15 protein-coding genes are annotated in these 18020 nt (G+C 61.5%); 8 read left to right on the forward strand and 7 right to left on the reverse strand.

The annotated features are described in order from the left end of the window. Window positions 1-437: 437 nt before the first annotated feature. Both cysS and B2J77_RS11365 read right to left on the reverse strand, forming a co-directional pair. The gene (gene cysS / locus B2J77_RS11360) at window positions 438-1820 is read right to left on the reverse strand and encodes a cysteine--tRNA ligase (protein WP_078478672.1); all 1383 of its coding nucleotides are present in this window, start codon (window positions 1818-1820) and stop codon (window positions 438-440) included. A 9-nt stretch (window positions 1821-1829) separates the two neighbouring features. After that, window positions 1830-3533, reverse strand: coding sequence for a glutamine--tRNA ligase/YqeY domain fusion protein (locus tag B2J77_RS11365; RefSeq protein ID WP_058605166.1), 1704 nt, complete (start codon window positions 3531-3533; stop codon window positions 1830-1832). A 248-nt stretch (window positions 3534-3781) separates the two neighbouring features. On the opposite strand from B2J77_RS11365, the gene B2J77_RS11370 reads away from it, so the two are divergent. After that, window positions 3782-4282 carry a peptidylprolyl isomerase gene (locus B2J77_RS11370; RefSeq protein WP_058639321.1) on the forward strand — a complete coding sequence of 167 codons (501 nt, stop codon included), beginning with the start codon at window positions 3782-3784 and terminating at the stop codon, window positions 4280-4282. Further along, entirely contained in the window at window positions 4279-5001 is a 723-nt protein-coding gene (locus B2J77_RS11375; RefSeq protein ID WP_078478673.1) for a UDP-2,3-diacylglucosamine diphosphatase, read from the forward strand. Before B2J77_RS11370 ends, B2J77_RS11375 begins: the two co-directional genes overlap by 4 nt. Window positions 5002-5112: 111 nt before the next feature. Here the strand turns inward: B2J77_RS11375 and B2J77_RS11380 are convergent, their stop codons facing one another. Further along, entirely contained in the window at window positions 5113-7416 is a 2304-nt protein-coding gene (locus B2J77_RS11380; RefSeq protein WP_078478674.1) for an acylase, read from the reverse strand. 246 nt (window positions 7417-7662) lie between these two features. On the opposite strand from B2J77_RS11380, the gene B2J77_RS11385 reads away from it, so the two are divergent. Next, the gene (locus B2J77_RS11385) at window positions 7663-8037 is read left to right on the forward strand and encodes a hypothetical protein (RefSeq protein WP_058639324.1); all 375 of its coding nucleotides are present in this window, start codon (window positions 7663-7665) and stop codon (window positions 8035-8037) included. Window positions 8038-8068: 31 nt separating this feature from the next. On the opposite strand, the gene B2J77_RS11390 is transcribed toward B2J77_RS11385, so the two are convergent. Continuing rightward, window positions 8069-8257 (reverse strand): hypothetical protein, encoded by a 189-nt coding sequence (locus tag B2J77_RS11390; protein WP_023533551.1) that lies wholly within the window; start codon window positions 8255-8257, stop codon window positions 8069-8071. A gap of 149 nt (window positions 8258-8406) precedes the next feature. Here B2J77_RS11390 and B2J77_RS11395 point away from each other — a divergent pair, with 149 nt between their 5' ends. The 4 genes from B2J77_RS11395 to B2J77_RS11410 all read left to right on the forward strand — a co-directional run bounded on the left by B2J77_RS11395 (window position 8407) and on the right by B2J77_RS11410 (window position 10845). Next, a complete protein-coding gene (locus B2J77_RS11395; RefSeq protein WP_058639325.1) occupies window positions 8407-8865 on the forward strand; it encodes a hypothetical protein in 459 nt (152 codons plus the stop codon). A 239-nt stretch (window positions 8866-9104) separates the two neighbouring features. Next, on the forward strand, window positions 9105-9485 hold the full coding sequence (locus B2J77_RS11400; protein WP_078478675.1) for a Mor transcription activator family protein: 381 nt from the start codon (window positions 9105-9107) through the stop codon (window positions 9483-9485). 57 nt (window positions 9486-9542) lie between these two features. Further along, the gene (locus B2J77_RS11405) at window positions 9543-10178 is read left to right on the forward strand and encodes a DUF2589 domain-containing protein (RefSeq protein WP_078478676.1); all 636 of its coding nucleotides are present in this window, start codon (window positions 9543-9545) and stop codon (window positions 10176-10178) included. An 85-nt stretch (window positions 10179-10263) separates the two neighbouring features. Then, a complete protein-coding gene (locus B2J77_RS11410; protein WP_078478677.1) occupies window positions 10264-10845 on the forward strand; it encodes a DUF2589 domain-containing protein in 582 nt (193 codons plus the stop codon). A gap of 62 nt (window positions 10846-10907) precedes the next feature. On the opposite strand, the gene B2J77_RS11415 is transcribed toward B2J77_RS11410, so the two are convergent. From B2J77_RS11415 to B2J77_RS11425, 3 genes are read right to left on the reverse strand one after another with little or no spacing between them, the layout of a single operon-like run. Then, window positions 10908-14582: a translocation/assembly module TamB domain-containing protein gene (locus B2J77_RS11415; protein ID WP_078478678.1), complete on the reverse strand. Its 3675-nt coding sequence runs from the start codon at window positions 14580-14582 to the stop codon at window positions 10908-10910. After that, the gene (locus tag B2J77_RS11420) at window positions 14579-16321 is read right to left on the reverse strand and encodes an autotransporter assembly complex protein TamA (RefSeq protein ID WP_058639330.1); all 1743 of its coding nucleotides are present in this window, start codon (window positions 16319-16321) and stop codon (window positions 14579-14581) included. The genes B2J77_RS11415 and B2J77_RS11420 overlap by 4 nt, the downstream gene beginning before the upstream one ends. A gap of 52 nt (window positions 16322-16373) precedes the next feature. Further along, entirely contained in the window at window positions 16374-17021 is a 648-nt protein-coding gene (locus tag B2J77_RS11425) for a GNAT family N-acetyltransferase (protein WP_078478679.1), read from the reverse strand. 156 nt (window positions 17022-17177) lie between these two features. Between B2J77_RS11425 and xthA the strand changes: the two genes are divergently transcribed. Continuing rightward, window positions 17178-17990: an exodeoxyribonuclease III gene (gene xthA, locus B2J77_RS11430; protein WP_058639332.1), complete on the forward strand. Its 813-nt coding sequence runs from the start codon at window positions 17178-17180 to the stop codon at window positions 17988-17990. The last annotated feature ends 30 nt before the right edge of the window (window positions 17991-18020 follow it).

Here is an 18020-nt window from a genome sequence, read left to right on the forward strand (position 1 = left end):
TGTGGGCGCATACGGCAAGTTGGTATTCATTGGCGCGGGTGGCGCACAGTCACCTTTGCGCCCTTACGGCGGCTCACTTTTTGTCTTGTCAAAAAGTGAGCAAAAACCGCCTGCTCCTATCACCCGGCCCCTGCGCTGCGCTCCGGGGTCCTCTCGCTCCGGGCTTGCTCCCGGGAGGACCGCGCTGCAGGCCCCATCCTGGAGCCCAGCGCTTGACAGGCATCCATGCCTGTCACCTCCCTCCGCAAGCCCTGCGCTCGGCCTCCTGAAGTCGCGATCTGCGGCGCCTGAGCTATTGCGCGCTTAGAAGCAAAAGCAGAAAGCACGTGGCGGTAAGGACGCGGACAAGGACGACGGTAATCGCTTGGCCATCGCCGAGTTACAGGCGGGCTGGACATGGGTTGCAAGCAACCTAATCCCGCTCGCCCTCCCCCAGATCAGTCCGCCAACCGCCAGGTCGTCCCACCCTTGCTGTCTTCAAGCACCACACCCATGGCCGTCAACTGGTCACGAATGCGATCGGACTCTCCCCAGTTCTTGTCCGCCCGCGCCTGCAAGCGCGCCTGGATCAAACCCTCGATCTGGGCCGCGTCCACCTTCCCCTCAGCGCCTGCACGCAGGAAGTCATCGGCCTCCAGCTGCAACACACCCAGCACGTCACCCAGCTCACGCAAACGCCCCGCCAAGCCAGCCGCGGCCGACACGTCGCTCTCGCGCAGGCGGTTGATTTCGCGGACCAGATCGAACAACACGGCGCAGGCTTCAGGCGTGCCGAAGTCGTCGTTCATCGCAGCAGTGAAACGCTCGACAAAGGCCTCCCCGCCGCTGGCCGGTACACGAGGCAAGCCACGCAAAGCATGGTAGAACCGCTCCAGTGCACCCTTGGCGTCGCGAAGGCTATCCTCTGAATAGTTGATCGCGCTGCGGTAGTGGCTGGCCACCAGCAGATAGCGCACCACTTCGGGGTGATACTTTTCCAGCACGTCGCGAATGGTGAAGAAGTTATTCAGCGACTTGGACATCTTCTCGCCGTTGATGCGGATCATGCCGCAGTGCATCCAGGCGTTGGCGTACGGTTTGCCGGTGGCAGCTTCGCTCTGGGCAATTTCGTTCTCGTGATGCGGGAACTCAAGGTCGCTGCCGCCGCCATGGATATCGAAACTCTCACCCAGGCAGCACGTGGACATCACCGAGCATTCGATGTGCCAGCCAGGGCGGCCAGGCCCCCAAGGCGACTCCCAGCTGGGCTCGCCCGGTTTGACGCCTTTCCACAGGACGAAGTCCAGCGGATCCTGCTTGGCCTCGCCGACTTCGATTCGCGCACCAATACGCAAGTCTTCGATCTTCTTGCGCGAGAGCTTGCCGTAACCCACAAACTTGCCGACGCGGTAGTACACGTCGCCGTTGCCAGCCGCATACGCATAACCTTTGTCGATCAAGGTCTGGATCATGGCATGCATGCCGGCAATGTGATCGGTGGCACGCGGTTCCTGGTCCGGAGGCAGGATGTTGAGGCGGCGTTCGTCCTCGTGCATCGCATCGATCATGCGGGCGGTGAGTGCATCGAAGGTTTCGCCGTTCTCGTTGGCCCGGTTGATGATCTTGTCATCGATGTCGGTGATGTTGCGCACGTACGTCAGGTTGTAGCCGCTCTTGCGCAACCAGCGGGTGGCCAGGTCGAAAGCCACCATGCTGCGACCATGGCCCAGGTGGCAGTAGTCATAGACGGTCATGCCGCAGACATACATGCGCACGTTGTTGCCGTCCAACGGCTTGAACGGCTCCTTGGTCTTGGTCAGGGTGTTGTAGATCGTGAGCACGGTAGTTCCTCAGCTGCCCCAGGAGTCACGCAGGGTGACGGTGCGGTTGAATACCGGGCGGCCCGGCTGGCTGTCCTTGAGGTCAGCACAGAAGTAGCCTTCGCGTTCGAACTGGAAGCGATCTTCCGGCTGCGCCTGGGCCAGCGAGGGCTCGGCACGGCAGCCGCTGAGCACTTGCAGCGAATCAGGGTTGATGTTGTCGAGGAAAGTGCCACCCTCCTCGGTCTTCTCAGGGTTTGCCGAGCGGAACAGACGGTCGTACAACCGGACTTCGCATTCCACACTGCCCTCGGCCGGCACCCAGTGGATCACCCCCTTGACCTTGCGGCCTTCGGGGTTCTTGCCCAGGGTGTCCGGATCGTAGGAGCAGCGCAGCTCGACGATGGTGCCCTCGGCATCCTTGATCGCCTCATCGGCGCGGATGACGTAGCTACCGCGCAGGCGCACTTCGCCGTTAGGCTCAAGACGTTTGTAGCCCTTGGGCGGCTCTTCCATGAAGTCGTCGCGGTCGATGTACAGCTCACGTGCGAATGGCAGCACGCGCACGCCCATGTCTTCCTTGGGATGGCGCGGCAGTTCGAGCTGCTCGGTCTGGCCTTCGGGATAGTTGGTGATCACCACCTTCAATGGGCGCAGCACGCACATCGCGCGGGGTGCAGTGCGGTCCAGATCGTCGCGGATGCAGAACTCCAGCATGGACATATCGACCACACCGTCCGAGCGGTTGGTACCGATCATTTCGCAGAAGTTGCGGATCGACGCCGGGGTGTAGCCACGGCGGCGGAAGCCCGACAAGGTGGACATGCGCGGGTCGTCCCAGCCCTCGACGTGTTGCTCGTCCACCAGTTGCTTGAGCTTGCGCTTGGAGGTGATGGTGTAGTTGAGGTTAAGACGGCTGAACTCGTACTGGCGCGGATGCGCAGGCACCGGCAGGTTGTCCAGGAACCACTCGTACAGCGGCCGGTGTCCTTCGAACTCCAGCGTGCAGATGGAATGGGTGATGCCTTCGATGGCATCCGACTGGCCGTGAGTGAAGTCGTAGTTCGGGTAGATGCACCAGGTATCGCCCGTCTGGTGGTGGTGGGCATGGCGAATCCGGTAGAGGATCGGGTCACGCAGGTTCATGTTGGGCGAAGCCATGTCGATCTTGGCGCGCAGCACGCGCTCACCGTCCTTGAACTCACCGGCCTTCATGCGGGCGAACAGGTCGAGGTTCTCCTCCACGCTGCGCTCGCGGTACGGGCTGTTCTTGCCTGGTTCCTTGAGGTTGCCGCGGTACTCCTTGGCCTGCTCCGGCGTGAGATCGCACACGTAGGCCTTGCCCTGCTTGATCAGCTCGACGGCCCAGGCGTGCAGTTGGTCGAAGTAGCTCGAGGCGTAGCGAACGTCGCCGGCCCAGTCGAAGCCCAGCCACTTTACATCGCGCTGGATGGCATCGATGTACTCCTGGTCTTCCTTGGCAGGGTTGGTGTCGTCAAAGCGCAGGTGACAGACACCTCCAAACTCCTTGGCCAGGCCGAAATTGACGCAGATCGACTTTGCATGGCCGATGTGCAGGTAGCCATTGGGCTCGGGCGGGAAGCGGGTAACGATGCTGGCGTGCTTGCCCGAGTCCAGGTCGGCCTGGATGATCGGCCGCAGGAAGTTCGCAGGGACAGCGGGGGCGCCTTTGGCAGCGGCGTTGGGCGCGTTGTCGGCAGTGGGCTTGCTCATAGGATCCTTGAATGCACGTAGCCGGCCTGGGTAGGCCGAATGAATCAAAGGGCCTATCATAGCCGAAGCAGTCAAGCTGCCGACAGTCGGGCTCCGCCAAACTCGCGTGATTTCTCACGCCTTTTTGCCGCAGCCTTGGCAAAATGGCGCAAGCGCGCCATGTGTCCCCAACGCCTGACGCCGCGTCTGGTAGTAATCAGCGCCCAGCGCTTCCTATTTTCGATTGCCTTGAAAAAGCGAGTTTCTGCATGTCCAAAGTCAAACTGAGCACCAACCACGGCGACATCGTCCTGCAGCTGGACGCCGAGAAAGCGCCGCAGACGACCGAAAACTTCGTTCAGTACGTCAAGGACGGCCACTACGACGGCACCGTTTTCCACCGTGTCATCAAGGGCTTCATGATTCAGGGCGGCGGCTTTGAAGCTGGCATGTCCCAGAAGAAAACCCGCGCCAGCATCCAGAACGAAGCCGACAACGGCCTGAAGAACACGAAGTACAGCATCGCCATGGCCCGCACCATGGACCCGCACTCTGCCTCGGCACAATTCTTCATCAACGCGTCTGACAACGATTTCCTCAATCACAGCGGCAAAAACACCCAGGGCTGGGGCTACGCCGTGTTCGGTGAAGTGATCGAAGGCCGTGAAGTCGTCGACGCCATCGAAAAAGTTGCCACCGGCTCGAAGGCTGGCCACCAGGACGTACCAAAGGACGACGTAATCATCGAGAAAGCCGAGATCATTGAGTGATACTGCTGATCTCCGATCTGCACTTGCAAGAAGAACGCCCGGACATTACCCGGGCGTTTCTTGATCTGCTCGAAGGTCGGGCTCGCCAGGCCAAGGCGCTGTACATACTGGGCGATTTTTTCGAAGCGTGGATCGGCGACGATGCCATGACCGCCTTTGAGCAGTCGATCTGCCAAGCCATGCGACGGCTCAGCGACAGCGGCACTGCGCTCTACCTGATGCACGGCAACCGCGACTTCCTGATCGGCCAGGCCTTTTGCGAGGCCGCAGGTTGCACCCTGCTGAGCGATCCTTGTGTGGTGGAGCTGGAAGCAGAACGGGTGCTGCTGATGCACGGCGACACCTTGTGCACCCGAGACGTGGGCTACATGAAAATGCGGCGATTGCTGCGCAATCCCCTGAGCCTTTGGTTGCTTAGGCACCTTCCCTTGTCAGTTCGGCTGAAATTGGCACGCAAGCTGCGCAGCGAAAGCCGCGCCCAGACGCGAATGAAATCCACGGAGATCGTTGACGTTACGCCCGAAGAAGTGCCCAAGGTCATGGCGGCGCACGACGTGCGCACACTGGTGCACGGCCATACCCATCGCCCGGCGATTCACAAGCTGATGGTGGACGGGGAGCCTGCCCGGCGCATTGTGCTGGGCGACTGGGACAAGCGTGCCTGGGCCTTGCAAGTGGACGCGCAAGGGTTTCAGCTGGCGCCGTTCGAATTTCCCTGAGCGCTTGAGCGCTATTTGCTCGATAGTGGCTAGCCAGCCTGAGCGCAACATTCAGGCGTCGGGCTGATACTTATGCGGGAGACGAGCAAGGCTTGTCTCCCATTCCGATACTCACCGATCGCCTAGCCGCTCATCTCGCTCACGGATAATCACCTCCCGGTACGCCGGATCGGCCTTTATCTGCTTCTCTGTGAACGGCATATCATGCAACTGACCGGCAGCGAACGCCTTGGTCTGATCACTGGCATGGGGCGAGGCCGCCTCGCTCGATTGGGAGAACGCCAGCAGACCGCGTGCCTTGGGGCCTTCATCGGTGAAGCTGACCAGCTGTAGGTAGCTGGTGCCGCTGACAACCAAGCGCTTGCCCTGCCCCATCGGCACACTGTACATGGCGTTGTACACGCCAAGCGCCTGGGGCCCGCCCGGCACTGGCGTGCCATCATGGGCCTGTTGTACCTGCCCCCAGTGCGCCTTCGGGTCGATGCCCTCCTCGGCCACTTGCCGGAGTGAGGCAAGGGCCGCCTGATGAACCACCTTGCTCACCGATGCCTGCTCAACCGCCAGACCACGCGGGGTATGCACAGGATCGTTGCGATCGAACGCCACTCGCCATACCTGCGGTTGTTGCTCGATTGCGTTGTAGATGTTTTCAAAGTGCACCAGCCCCATGTTGCTCTGCTGGTTGGCCTTGCCGTTCCAGCTGGCCAGGCTGCGGCACACGGGCTCGACATCAGTGGGGGCACGCTTGCACCAGCTCAGCAGATCCGGCAGCAGCAAACGCGCAAGGTAGACTTTGTCATCGGTCACCAAGCGCTGCAGATCTTCCACACCAAGCAGCGCCCTGCCTTGCAGACGTTCCAACGCGAAGCGCCCACGCATGCCCAGAGGCTGATCGCTGCGGCTGACCAAGGGCGAGTAGCCTGTCATCGGCTGCGCAGGGTTGGTCATCCAGGCTGGATCGTTGGAGTTCTGCACGAAATCATCGCGCTCCAGACGGGGCATCAGCTGCGCCGGAACCGTACCGGGTTGGGCAGCGCGGCTGTCGACTTTCCAGTTGCACAGGCTGCGGGAACCATCGAGCACTACCAGCGGGCCTGTCTGTTCGCCACCGCAGGCATCGAGCAATGCCTGGTCGACGTAAGGCACCACTGACTGGTTCAGGTAGGTCGTCTTGCCACGTTCATCCACGGCGACGGTGTTGACCCAAGGAATACCATGCAGCTGCTCAATGGAACGCGTCAGCGCCGCCACGCTGTCGGCACGATTGATCTGGTACCACTGTTGCAGCACGCGGGCGTTATCGCTGTTGGCATCACGCAGGCTGTAGGCCGTATGCCTGTCCCAGTCCAACCGCCCAGGCCACTGAACGACCGGACCAAATGACGAGCTATACAGAACACGCTCGACTTTTTGCAGTCGGCCATCGGCGGCCTTGACCATGATGCTGACGCTTTGGCGGGTCAGCGGCAGGGACTTGCCGTCGAGCACGTAGCGGGTTGGGTCCTTGGGGTCGAGTTGCAGGCGAAACAAGGTGAAATGCCTGGAGGTGTCGACGGTATGGGTCCACGCCAGGTGGCGATTAAAGCCGATGTTGATCATCGGCAAGCCAGGTAATGCTGCACCCATCACATCGAGTTCACCGGGGATGGTCAATTGCATCTGGTAGAACCGCATGCCTCCCACCCATGGGAAATGCGGGTTGGCCAACAGCAAACCACGCCCATTGACCGAACGCTGGGCACCCACTGCAATGGCGTTGCTGCCACGCTGGGTGGCAAACCGTTGCTGCTGTTCCAGCGCTTTCCCGTAAGCGACGGCGGGCCGCCGGACATCGTTCTCGGGCGGCTGCGCGCCGGCCAGGGCTTCGACGAACTGCCCGACCCCACCTTCTGCAAGTAACCGCCGTGTAAGCTTGACCAGGTCCTGGCTGGTGATGGCGCGCACCCACTCCCCCCCTCCACATTCCTGTGGCAGGCCCTGCTGACGACGCTCAGCCAGTGCTCGATTGAACCCACTGGCATAACCCGCCAAGAGAGCCTGGATGGCAGCGGGCTGCGCGTCCAGAAACGCCTGCACCTGTGTCGGCCCGTTGAGCCAGGTGAAGAAGACATCGCTGGCCAGGTTCTCGCGCTGGTCCACGGTCTGGCCTTGACCACCAAAATAGCGCGAGCGCTCACCGCTGACCGTCAGGACCTGGTCAGCCAGCAAACAAAGATTGTCCTGGGCATAGGCATAGCCAATGCCATAACCGAGTCCTCTTTCATCCTTGGCCACGATATGTGGCACGCCATAGGTAGTGCGACGGATCTGGGCGCTGGCATCTGGCGCTACGGGACGAGCGTGTGCGGTTAAGGCCGCAACCATGAGCGCTGCGGCCAGACCGGCACAACGGCTTGAGCGGATAAATGGGGACACGGACACTCCTCGAATACGGTTCATGCCGGTGAAACGAACGAACGCAAGAAGAGTTTAGGCGGCCTTTACGCTCAGGCCTGACGCTCGTGTACAGGGACCAGGCGTGACGGTAAAAGAAGCCGCTTGATCTGAGCCCACAACAACTGATGAAGGTTTTTTCGCTTTGCATTGCAGATTACAGGCGCTCATTCGTCTTATTCAAAGAGGCACCCATCGTTCGGTTCGTCTAAGAAAAGGAGCATTCACATGTACAACCCGCCAACTCCAGTGCAAGCCAACACGGCGCAGGCCAACACCCCGACTGGGCAGGACGCGCAGGTCGACGAACGAACCGGCAACGAGCAGATACGGGAGTTGCTGCGCAGCTTCGGGCTGCGTACGAGCCTGATACGGCTGAAAGTGATAGACGCCCTGCACGCGGCAGAGCGAAATGGAAGAAGCATTGGCGTGCGGGGTGTGCATGCGCAACTGGAGCAGTTGGACATACCGTTGTCATTTCTCAGCGTACGAGAAGTGCTCAAACGGTTATGTGCCGAAGGCGTGATTCAGCTAGGTGCTGACAAATGCTACAGCCTTGATCCGCAGGCACGTGCCCTGCTGGAGCGACCCACCTCAGCCTGAGTAGCTGGGTTGGCCACTGGACCGACAAACGTCATCGCCTGACTTTACGTCGCAGTATGCCGTTGATCACGACCACAACCACGGCAATGGCGATAGCCAGCATCTGAAAGGTCTGCTCGCTGATCGTACCCGCTTTTTGCAAATGGGAAAGGCCGATCATTAGCCCAAGGACCACCAGAATGATCAGGAGGGAATATTTGAGGCGCTGCACGTGTGTCATCGACGGTTCCTTGCTACATCCGGGACAGATGGCTTAGCTCAAGCCGCGCAGATGATACAACGTTCGCACGCCCCGGCGCTGCATTTCCTGCTGCCTGGTAGCACCCCAACCTGAAAACATTCGGCTTCATCACACGTGTGGGGAGCCCCATGAACAAACGCCTGTTAACACTCATGCTGTGCCTGACCGCCACGCCACTGCATGCTTTCAATACAACTGAGGTGCCTTGCGCAAGACTGCTCGATCTTGGTTACACGCTGAGCCAGCAAGCAGGGAGCAGCCAGTGGCAACAGTTGTGGCAACGGGTTCGAAAGGCTGGCTATCTGAATCCTGGCAACACTTCGTTGCGATTCGAGGTGCCCTCCGCTGTATTGCCAACACTTGCGCAGCAGACCCTGGCGCGCGCCGACCAAGTCCGGCCGGTGTCCGAGACCCACGCGATCTACCGCAGGACCTTCGATGACCGGATTATCGGATCCCGTAACGGGCAGCCTCTGCACGCGCTCTGCGTGCAGGTGGACTGGAGGTCCGTGCCATCCGGGCCGAGAAGTCTTCAAGACGCACACGTGGGCAGTGCCAGTCTACTCAGTGCCTACCCCTGCGACTGAGGTGCTAATACCCAAAGTGCCATACGTTGCGCACATCCCTTCGGGAACATTCGTTTTTCAAGCGCTTGCATGTTTTTTTCCTACACCGTGAGACTGCGCTGCCTGCGTAAGCTAGTAACCGAAACTACAGCCCTCACCCCTAATGGCGCCTAGCGGGTCCCGCCGGCTATCACAGAGAATTTAGCCACACCTCGACGTTATGCCGCTGGTGACCCCTACCATTTTCGAAGGAGCGTCATATGGAAACGCCAGACTTGAGCCACATCGACGTTAGCCAATTGCCGCAATCGCTACAGGCACTGATTGAGTGCATAGGCATAGAAAACGCGTACCAGCTGACCTGCGCATTTGGCGGTAGGCCTAAGTACATTCCAAAACACCGCGATCGAACCAAACTTGCTGACGTGTTACCGGCTGAGGCACTCGACGCCCTGATCAAGCGCTTTGCAGGTGTCGCGCTTGAGATTCCCAAGGCTGATCATTTTATCCGCCAATTGCGCAACCACCAGATTCAGAAAGAAAGCGCCAGCGGATTCTCGCGCAGCTTGTTGGCCGACAAGTACGGCCTGAGCCTGCGCCAGATCGGCAACATCCGCCGTCAGGATTTGCCGTTGCGATGAGCGAAGCCTCCTCAACCCATACACACCCTTAACCTGAAATTTAAAAGAGAACCCAGCATGTCCATAGACAACAGCCTCATAGGGTCCGTCATCAGTGCCTTGCCCATGGACCGCATGATTGCGGGCCCGTTGCAGGCCATGGTCCAGGCCCAGGTCACCGCCAGCAAATCCTACGCAGACTTCCTCATGCAAGTCTGCGTACAGGACGGCAAGGCGGTCGCTATCCAGTTCGACTATGACGAGACCATCGCCGACGAGCAGGGCCAATCACAGGGCGTGGTCAAAAAGACGCTGCAAGTGCCGCTAATGGCGGCGATCACCCACCCCAACATCGCCATCGAAAACGGCACCGTCGAATTCGAGCTGGTCATCAATCAGATGTCCGAAGCCACTTCGGCCAGGGACATGAACGCAGAAGGCGCCGCCTCCTTGGGCTGGGGCCCCTTCAAGCTCAACGTCAAGGGCAGCGTGAGCCATAAGTCCTCGCAAACGCGCAAGACCGACACCCGGGCACGCTACGCCTTCAACACGACCCTCAAGCGACAGGACCCACCAGAGGCAATGATGAGGGTGATCGACTTCCTCACGGAGGCGGCTACCAAGCCCATTGTTGCAAAGGATGTCACGCAGCAATCGCCAGCCTTGAGTGCGCCACCTCAGGCTCAGGAAGAGCTCGATAGCCCAACGGCATGACTACTGCCAGCGCAGTCACGGCGCGGCGCGAACTGTCCCCCTGAAGGCTCTTCAGGGGACCCACTTGGCCCAATGAGTCGAACCCATGGACAAGAGCCCTGTCCCTATGACCTCCATTGACCTGCGCGAAATCACTCGCGGCCTGCAGGAAGCTGCGAGCGCCGCCAACAGCATGATCGCGCAACAGTACATTGAACTGTTCGATCGTTTTTTCGACTGCAATCACCAGGAGCTGGGCGCGCCGATGACCGCGAAGATGGTCGAGGTGGCCATGGATGGGCAGCACCTGATGCGCGTGCCCCTTTTCGCGCTAGTGTCGCCTAAAGGGTTGGCACTGGAACGGATGCAGGTCGACCTGTCGGTTCGCGTCCAGAATACCGAAGCACAACGAGCATTAACCCCAGCCGACGCAAGCCGCTCGGCCAGTTTCAAGGTAACCATCGGTGGCCAGGAGCGCCAAGGAGATAGCCGCGACCCCGACGAGGTGCAGATCCGGATGCAGTTCCAGGCAAGCGAACCGCCCGAGGCCTTGAACCGGCTGATCGAGGAATACACCAACTTGATCATCCCAGTTCGCGCCCCGGCTCCGGCTCCGGCTCCAGCTCCAGCTCCAGCGCCACCACCCTCGCCCACCAACGAATTCATCGAGGCGGCGACGGTACGTTGATTCCCAAACCACCTGCTTAACCCGACTCTCGGTCGGACCAAGCCGGCAACCTTCGGTGGCGACTAGAAGTCGCGTTTGTAGAAGACGTCCAGGGAGCTTGCCACGCCACTGGCAGCCTCGACATACACCTTCTTGCTGAGCTTGTAGCGCAGGGCGATGGTGTTGGCCGGCTCGAACACGCCCACTCCATAGCGCAGGCTGAGTTTCTCGGTCAGGTTGCCACTGGCCACCACACTGGTGGTGTTGCCTGAGCCCTCGGTATCGAGCTGGAAGTCATCGATACCCAGGCGGGATGCCACATTACCCGTGATCCCTGCGCTGCCGGCCAAGCCCAGTCCCAAGGCAGCCTCGGCCAGCATGTTGTTGTCCTCACCCGATGCCCCCAACGGACGGCCAAGCACCAGGTAGGACAACGCTTGTTCCTGGCTCATGGTAGGCTCGGAAAACACCGTACTAGTCGGCTGCTCGGCGTTGCCGCTCAAGCGGATGCCGGCGATCACGTCATCGACTTGGCGGATCGCTTCGATGTCCAGGTAGGGCTGGTCGATCGGCCCGGCAAACAGCAGCCGGGCGCGGCGGATGGTCAGCCGCTGTCCGTAGGCGCGGTAGCGACCATCGGCCAGGCTCAACTCGCCACGCGTATCGAGGTTGTCACCGATATGCACGTGCCCCAACAGGTTGGCAGTCAGGCCGAAACCACTGAACGACAGTTTGCCTCGGCCTACCTCGACATCGATATCCATGGCCATGGCCATCGGCGGCTTGCCCTCCTCGGTCTGGTTGCCGACGATGACCGTGTCGTCGGAAACCTTAACCGTGGAAGGGGGCAGCTCGCGCACCGTGATCTTGCCGTTGGGCACCTGCACCTTGCCTGTGACTGCCAACTTGTCGTCGATCAGTTCCAGGGTAAGGTCCGGCGCTACCTCCAGCGTGGCATAGGGTTCGACCGTGACAGGCAACTGCTGCCCTTGCACGCGGATGTTCATCCCCAGCGCCTGGCCCCAGGCCAGGTTGCCATCGACCTGGCCGCGACCTGCAGTGCCGCTGCGCCAGGTGCCGGCAAGCTGCACCTGTTCACCCGCGATCCGGGCCTGAAGGCCCAGGTCCTGGAACTGAATCGGCAGTTCGGCACCGGTGATCTGGCCGCCGCTCAAATTCATGCTGCCGTTGACTTGCGGCGCCAACAGCGTGCCAGACAGCTGTCCGCTCCCCTTGAGCTCCCCAGCCAGGTGCTCAACCATCGGCACGAAGGGACGGGCCACCGAGAGGTCGAGACCGGCCAGGTTGAAGTCGCCGGACAACGGCTTGTCCTTGCCCAGTGGATCGATACGCGCCGTGAGATTCAGCTGCCCCAGGCGCTCCCCCAGGAATGCAAGACGCGTATCGATACGCCGCGGCGCCAAGGTGCTATCCAGCCGCAGGGTCTGGTAGGGGAAATCGACCCAGCGGTTACCGTCATTGACACGCAATGTGCCGCGACTGGCGTCAACCACCACGGTGCCCTTTGGGCCGCTGGCGGGCAGGTCCAGGTTGATGTCGGCATTGAGCAGGCCCTGCCATGCGAAATCCTTGGGCATCCACTGCGCCAGGCTGTCCAGCGGGAAGCGCTTGAGGTGGTACCGCAGGCGCGGCTCAGGCGCCAACCGTTGATCATCACCACACAGACTGGCCTGCCCGGAACGCCAGCAGTGGGCGCCGAAATCCAGCTGACCGCTGGCCAGGCGCTGCAGTTTGGCAGGCGCCTGCAATTGCCAGTCTTGCCCGCCAGCCTGTACCCGCCCAGTGGCTAGGCGGCCGCGCCAGTCACCGTTATCCAGTTGCCCGTCCAGACCCACGTCCAGCTTCAGTTGCGGGCCGTTCAACGCCAGCGTCAATGCCTGTCGTCGCATGTCACCATTGCCGACCGCCTGCAGCGTACCGAGGGCGGTGTCACCCGCCTGGATACCCGTGACTTTCAAGTCGATATTGGCCCGTTGCCGGTCGTCCAGACGGGCCGAGAGATTCAGTTGCTGCAAGCGATTCTCGGCCTGTGCCAACCCGGTACCGCGCAATGCCAGCGTGCCTTGCGGCGCCTGCAGGGTACCGGCCACGTCCAGTTGCCCCTTGACCTGGCCCTGCAGCTCGGGCCACAGCTGCCCCAGCCGTGGCAGATCGATGTCCACCTTGCCGGCCAGGCGCTGTTGCAGGCTGCCACTTCCGTTTATACGATTGTCACCCAGTTGCACGCGCAAGGCTGCCAGTGTCCAGCGCTGCCCTGCCCCGTCCGCCTGAACGTTGAGCACAGCGGGTTGGCCGCGCAGGCGCCCCTTGAGGTCGAGCTGAGCGTCGAGCGACAGGTCATCGCCCTGCAGCTGGCCTTTGCTACGCAACGGCCCGGCCAATGTTCCAGGTAGCTCCGCCACCCAATAGGCCGGGTTCAGCGCCGACAACTGCAGGTCCACGTCCCAGGCGAGCGCTTGCGCGAAGCGTACGGCCACACGGCCTGTCGCCTTGCCTTGTCCCGCAGTAAGCGCCAGCGTTGGCAAAGTGACCTGCTCCAGATCCCCTTCGAAAGGGCTTGCCACCTTGAAGGCGCCGGCAGGCCCGTCCAGATCGCCATCAAAGCTGCCCTCGTAGCGACCGTCGCGATAGCGAACCTGCGCGTTCAGGCGTTTGAGCGTCACCTCAGGCGGTGTATCCAGCGGGTACAGGCGCAGCCAGGGAAAGTCCTGCCAAGCCAATTGGGCGTCCGCTGCCAGGCCGTCCTGCCAGTCGACCTTGGCTTGCAGCTTCACCTGCTGGCTATCGCCTGCGTTGAGATCAAGGCCCTTGACCACGGCACCTTTGCTGTCGACCATCCCGGACAAAGCCAGGGCGATGGGCGACTGCTGGGCTGGCAAGTTGGCAGACCCGGTCAATGCATAGCCCGTCTCAAGGTTCCCATCGGCTAACAGCACCAGGTCATCGAGCTGCAGGGTGTCGGGCAGTGCCTCGGATGGCTTGAACGCCTTGGTCTGAATGCTCAGGCTGGCCGGCAGGTGTTCAGCCAATGCCTGGACCTTGCCCGCAAGGGTGGCATCCAGATACCCATTGCTCGTCCCGGTCAGGTCAAGCGAGCGTTGCAGTTCACCCGTGGCTTGCAATGCCAGTTGCCATGGCTTGTCCCCCACGGCGGGGAGCTGCACCTGGGCCTGCAACTGCACAGGCCAATCGCCTTGAGGCTTCACATCACCTTGCAGGCCCAACTGCAGATCGTCGCGGGTCAGGTGCAGGCTGTCGATGCGCATGCCTTCACCGGTCCAGTGCGCAGCCAGTTGCAGATCACCGAGCAGGTCGCTGCCATCCAGGCGCAGTTGCCCTATCTTCACCTCGCCCAGTTCGATGGCAAGCGGCAAGTCCAATGTGGGCAGTTGCAGCGGGCCGTCGTCGCTGACGTCAGTCGAGGGGGCGAACGCCATGTCGATTCGTTCTGCGTGCAACTGCTCGATGCACAAAGCCCCACGCAGCAGGCATGCCGGGGACCAGTTCAGCAACGGCGCCTGCGTCTGGACTTGGGTCTGCCCATCGACGTAGGAAAGACGAGTGGCTTGCCAGGTGCCCGCCAAGCGTCCTGCGAAACCCTCCACGGTCAGCCCGGGAACCTTGCCCAGCGCCCAACGGCTGCCGCCCTCGGTGCCGATCACCAACGCGATGGTCAGCGTCAGGACGGCCACGAGCCCAAACAGGCCCAGCAGCATGTATTTGATGACAGATTTCAAAGCTCAGGCCCCATGGAAAAGTGCAGGCGGATGCCGCCGTCGTCGTCCAAGGCCTTGGCCAAGTCCAAGCGTAGCGGCCCTACCGGTGAAACCCAGCGTACGCCGAAGCCGACCCCCGTCTTCAGGTTGGGCAACTCGAAGTTGTTGAACGCGTTGCCCTGGTCGACGAAGGTCGCCAGGCGCCATTTGTCCGTCAGGGAATACTGGTATTCGACGCTGCCCGCCACCAGGTAACGGCCACCGATGCGATCCCCGTCGCTGTTTTTCGGCGACAGGGTCTGGTAGTCGTAGCCGCGCACGCTCTGGTCGCCACCAGCGAAGAACCGCAGCGAAGGCGGAACGCTGTTCTGGAAACCGTTGGTGGCGCTGCCGCCGAACTGAACGCGGCCCAGCAGCCGGTGGTTCTGACCTACCGTGGTGAGCCCTTTGAGCAGCACGTTGCCGCGCAGCAGGTTCGTATCGGAACCCAGGCCTTCCTTTGCCACTTGCGCTTCGAACTGCACGCGATAGCCATTATGGGGGTCAATGCGGTTGTCGCTGCGCAGGAATGAATAGCTGATACCGGGCATGAGCAGGTTGCTAAGGCCCGCATCGTCCCCCAGCCGGTACTCTTCGCGCTGGTACTTGAGCGATATGACCCGCTGCCAGCCGCTGGGCAGCTTGCTGTGCCATTCAGGGCCTACCGTCAAGAGCTTGCTGAGGGTGTCGGTGCCCGCCAGTTCTTCGTTCTGGTACCCCCCGGCAAATCGCAGTTTGTCGGTCAATGGCGGGTCCAACGGGATGTCGTACCACAGCCCCACGTTTTGACGCGGCGCCGACAGCTCCGCTTCCCAGCCATAGCTGTGCCCCTGGGGATTGACCCAATGGCGCGTCCAGTTGGCCTTGCCGCGCGGGCCAACGTCGGTGGAATACCCAAGGCCCAAGCCCAATGTGCGAGGCTTGCGGGTTTCCAGGCGTACATCGACCGGAATATTCTGAGCGACTGCGGCCGTGGGCGCGGCGTCTACGCGTACACCCTCGAAGTAGCCGCTGGACTGCAAGTCGCTGTTGAGTTCGGCAATCAGCTCCGAATCGTAGGGCGTACCGGGTTTGAACGAGACCATCCGCTGCAGCAAATCGTCGTCCAACGGCGTATCGCCACTGAAGGTGACCGCGCCCAGTCGGTACCGCGGCCCACTTTGGTAGACCAGGTCGATATCGGCCACCCCGGCGCGGGGATCGACGGCCAGGCGCTGCTGGCTGAAGCGACCTGCGAAGAAGCCATAGCGTGAGGCCTGGTTCTGAATGACACGCTTGGCATCCTCATAGACACCATGGTTCAGTTGCTCGCCAGTGCGAAGCGCGCCCCCGGAAGGCACTCTGAACGCGGTCATGTCACTGGCCGGCCCCTCGACACGCACGGTCACGTTGCGCAGGCGTATCGGCTCGCCGGGCACGATGTTAACCACCAGTCGTGGTGAACCGTCATCGTCGCGGGGCGGCTTGACGTCGGTACTTATCTGGGCCTGGTAGTAGCCCAGCGCCTGGGCCGCTTTGCGCGCCTGCTCCTCGGCCCCGCGACTGAAACGCAGCAGCGCTTGCTCGTCGCGGTCGCCCAAGCTACCGATATAGCCCTCGACATTGGCCTTGAGCGCCTTGTTGGCCGGCTTGACCGTCACCACCAATTCGCTCTGGCCCCATGCAGCAAAGCTGACGGCCCAGATCACCAGGCCCCAGCGAACTCTTCCTGAATATGTCATCCCGCGCATGCTACCAGACCAAGGGTGTAAAAGAAGCCAACCGAAACGCCATTCACGCCAAGGGTTCACTGACCTGAGCGCTGTCATACATCAGAACGCGTTGGCGCACTGTCCCAATGGCGACCTCGCCAACCTCGACAAAGCCTTGCGTGTGATAAAACGCCACGTGTTCATCATTGCCCGTGTCGACGACGATCCCTTCGACCTGCCCATTCTTCATACACCATTGTTGTACCGCATGTAACAACTGGGTCGGATACATCTGGCCTTGCAGCGCCGGCAACACCCCCAGTAGCGGCAGCACGTGCACTTGATCGGTAGGCCGACATGTCGAGACAGCCGCCTGGTACGCCATGAAGCGCCGGGTGGCGCGCACCCCCGCGCCAACCATCATGCGCAGGCGCCAGGCCCAACTGTCAGCCACACCCAGACGCCGCAGTGGCGGCACAATCAGCGCGACGCTTACCAAGCGATCGTCCAGCAGCAGGCCAACGGCGGGCAGTTGCAGGTAGAAATGCTGGCGTACCCACTCGCGTAGCAGCGTACGCAGGCGGCGCTCATAACCAGGGCGATGCGCTTCGAGCAGATAAGCGAAGGTAGGGTCGTTCCGGTAGACGGTGTACAGCAGTGCCCGGGTTTCGCGGCGATAACCGGAGTCGAGCAGGCAAACGCGGGCCTCGGCGGCAGGGGCTTGAGACATGGAGGGGAACCTTCTGGGCTGGCTGATAGGCCTTGGAGGCACAATGCCGCCCATCGTTCACCTTCGCGCCATGTCAGCCGCGCCTAAGCGCCCTCATGCTGGTGATCAACGCCGATGTCGGCTAGCATCGCGCCTTTTTACCGGGATCGGCTCTGCATGAAGATCGTCTGCTTCAACATCAATGGCCTGCGGGCGCGCCCACACCAGTTGGCCGCCTTGGTCGAAAAGCACCAGCCGGACATCATCGGCCTGCAGGAAACCAAGGTCAGCGACGATCAGTTTCCACTGGCCGAGGTCCAGGCTCTGGGCTACCACGTGCATTACCACGGGCAAAAGGGCCACTACGGTGTCGCTTTGCTGTCACGCCAGGCACCTTTGAGCTTGCACAAAGGGTTTTCAACGGACGAAGAAGACGCCCAGCGGCGCTTCATCTGGGGCACCTTCGCCGACCACCACGGCAACCCCATCACCGTCATGAACGGCTATTTCCCCCAGGGCGAAAGCCGCGACCACCCCACCAAGTTTCCCGCCAAGCAGCGTTTCTACGCGGACCTGCAAGCGCTGCTCGAAAGCCAGTTTCGCAGTGACCAGCCCGTGTTGGTCATGGGCGACATGAACATATCCCCAGAGGATTGCGACATCGGTATCGGCCCAGACAATGCCAAGCGCTGGCTCAGGACCGGCAAATGCAGCTTCCTGCCAGAGGAGCGGGAGTGGATGGAGCGCTTGAAAGGCTGGGGGCTGGTGGACAGCTTCCGGCATCTGCACCCGGGTGTCGACGACCGTTTCAGCTGGTTCGACTACCGCAGCCGCGGCTTCGAGGACGAGCCCAAGCGTGGCCTGCGCATCGACCTGATCATGGCCTCGGCAAGCCTGGTTCCGAGGATCAAGGCTGCAGGCGTGGATTACGAACTGCGCGCGATGGAAAAACCGTCGGATCATGCGCCCATCTGGCTAGAGCTCAGCTAAGCCAGCCTAGGGCGCAGGAGGCCTTGTACG

Origin of the sequence: Pseudomonas parafulva (genome assembly GCF_002021815.1) — a bacterium.
Classification (GTDB): Bacteria; Pseudomonadota; Gammaproteobacteria; order Pseudomonadales; family Pseudomonadaceae; genus Aquipseudomonas; species Aquipseudomonas parafulva_B.

Coding starts and splice junctions, on each gene's coding strand:
- B2J77_RS11365 (WP_058605166.1), bottom strand. CDS start 3,533: ATGAGCAAGCCCACTGCCGACAACGCGCCCAACGCCGCTGCCAAAGGC.
- B2J77_RS11370 (WP_058639321.1), top strand. CDS start 3,782: ATGTCCAAAGTCAAACTGAGCACCAACCACGGCGACATCGTCCTGCAG.
- B2J77_RS11385 (WP_058639324.1), top strand. CDS start 7,663: ATGTACAACCCGCCAACTCCAGTGCAAGCCAACACGGCGCAGGCCAAC.
- B2J77_RS11390 (WP_023533551.1), bottom strand. CDS start 8,257: ATGACACACGTGCAGCGCCTCAAATATTCCCTCCTGATCATTCTGGTG.
- B2J77_RS11395 (WP_058639325.1), top strand. CDS start 8,407: ATGAACAAACGCCTGTTAACACTCATGCTGTGCCTGACCGCCACGCCA.
- B2J77_RS11400 (WP_078478675.1), top strand. CDS start 9,105: ATGGAAACGCCAGACTTGAGCCACATCGACGTTAGCCAATTGCCGCAA.
- B2J77_RS11405 (WP_078478676.1), top strand. CDS start 9,543: ATGTCCATAGACAACAGCCTCATAGGGTCCGTCATCAGTGCCTTGCCC.
- B2J77_RS11410 (WP_078478677.1), top strand. CDS start 10,264: ATGGACAAGAGCCCTGTCCCTATGACCTCCATTGACCTGCGCGAAATC.
- B2J77_RS11420 (WP_058639330.1), bottom strand. CDS start 16,321: ATGACATATTCAGGAAGAGTTCGCTGGGGCCTGGTGATCTGGGCCGTC.
- B2J77_RS11425 (WP_078478679.1), bottom strand. CDS start 17,021: ATGTCTCAAGCCCCTGCCGCCGAGGCCCGCGTTTGCCTGCTCGACTCC.
- xthA (WP_058639332.1), top strand. CDS start 17,178: ATGAAGATCGTCTGCTTCAACATCAATGGCCTGCGGGCGCGCCCACAC.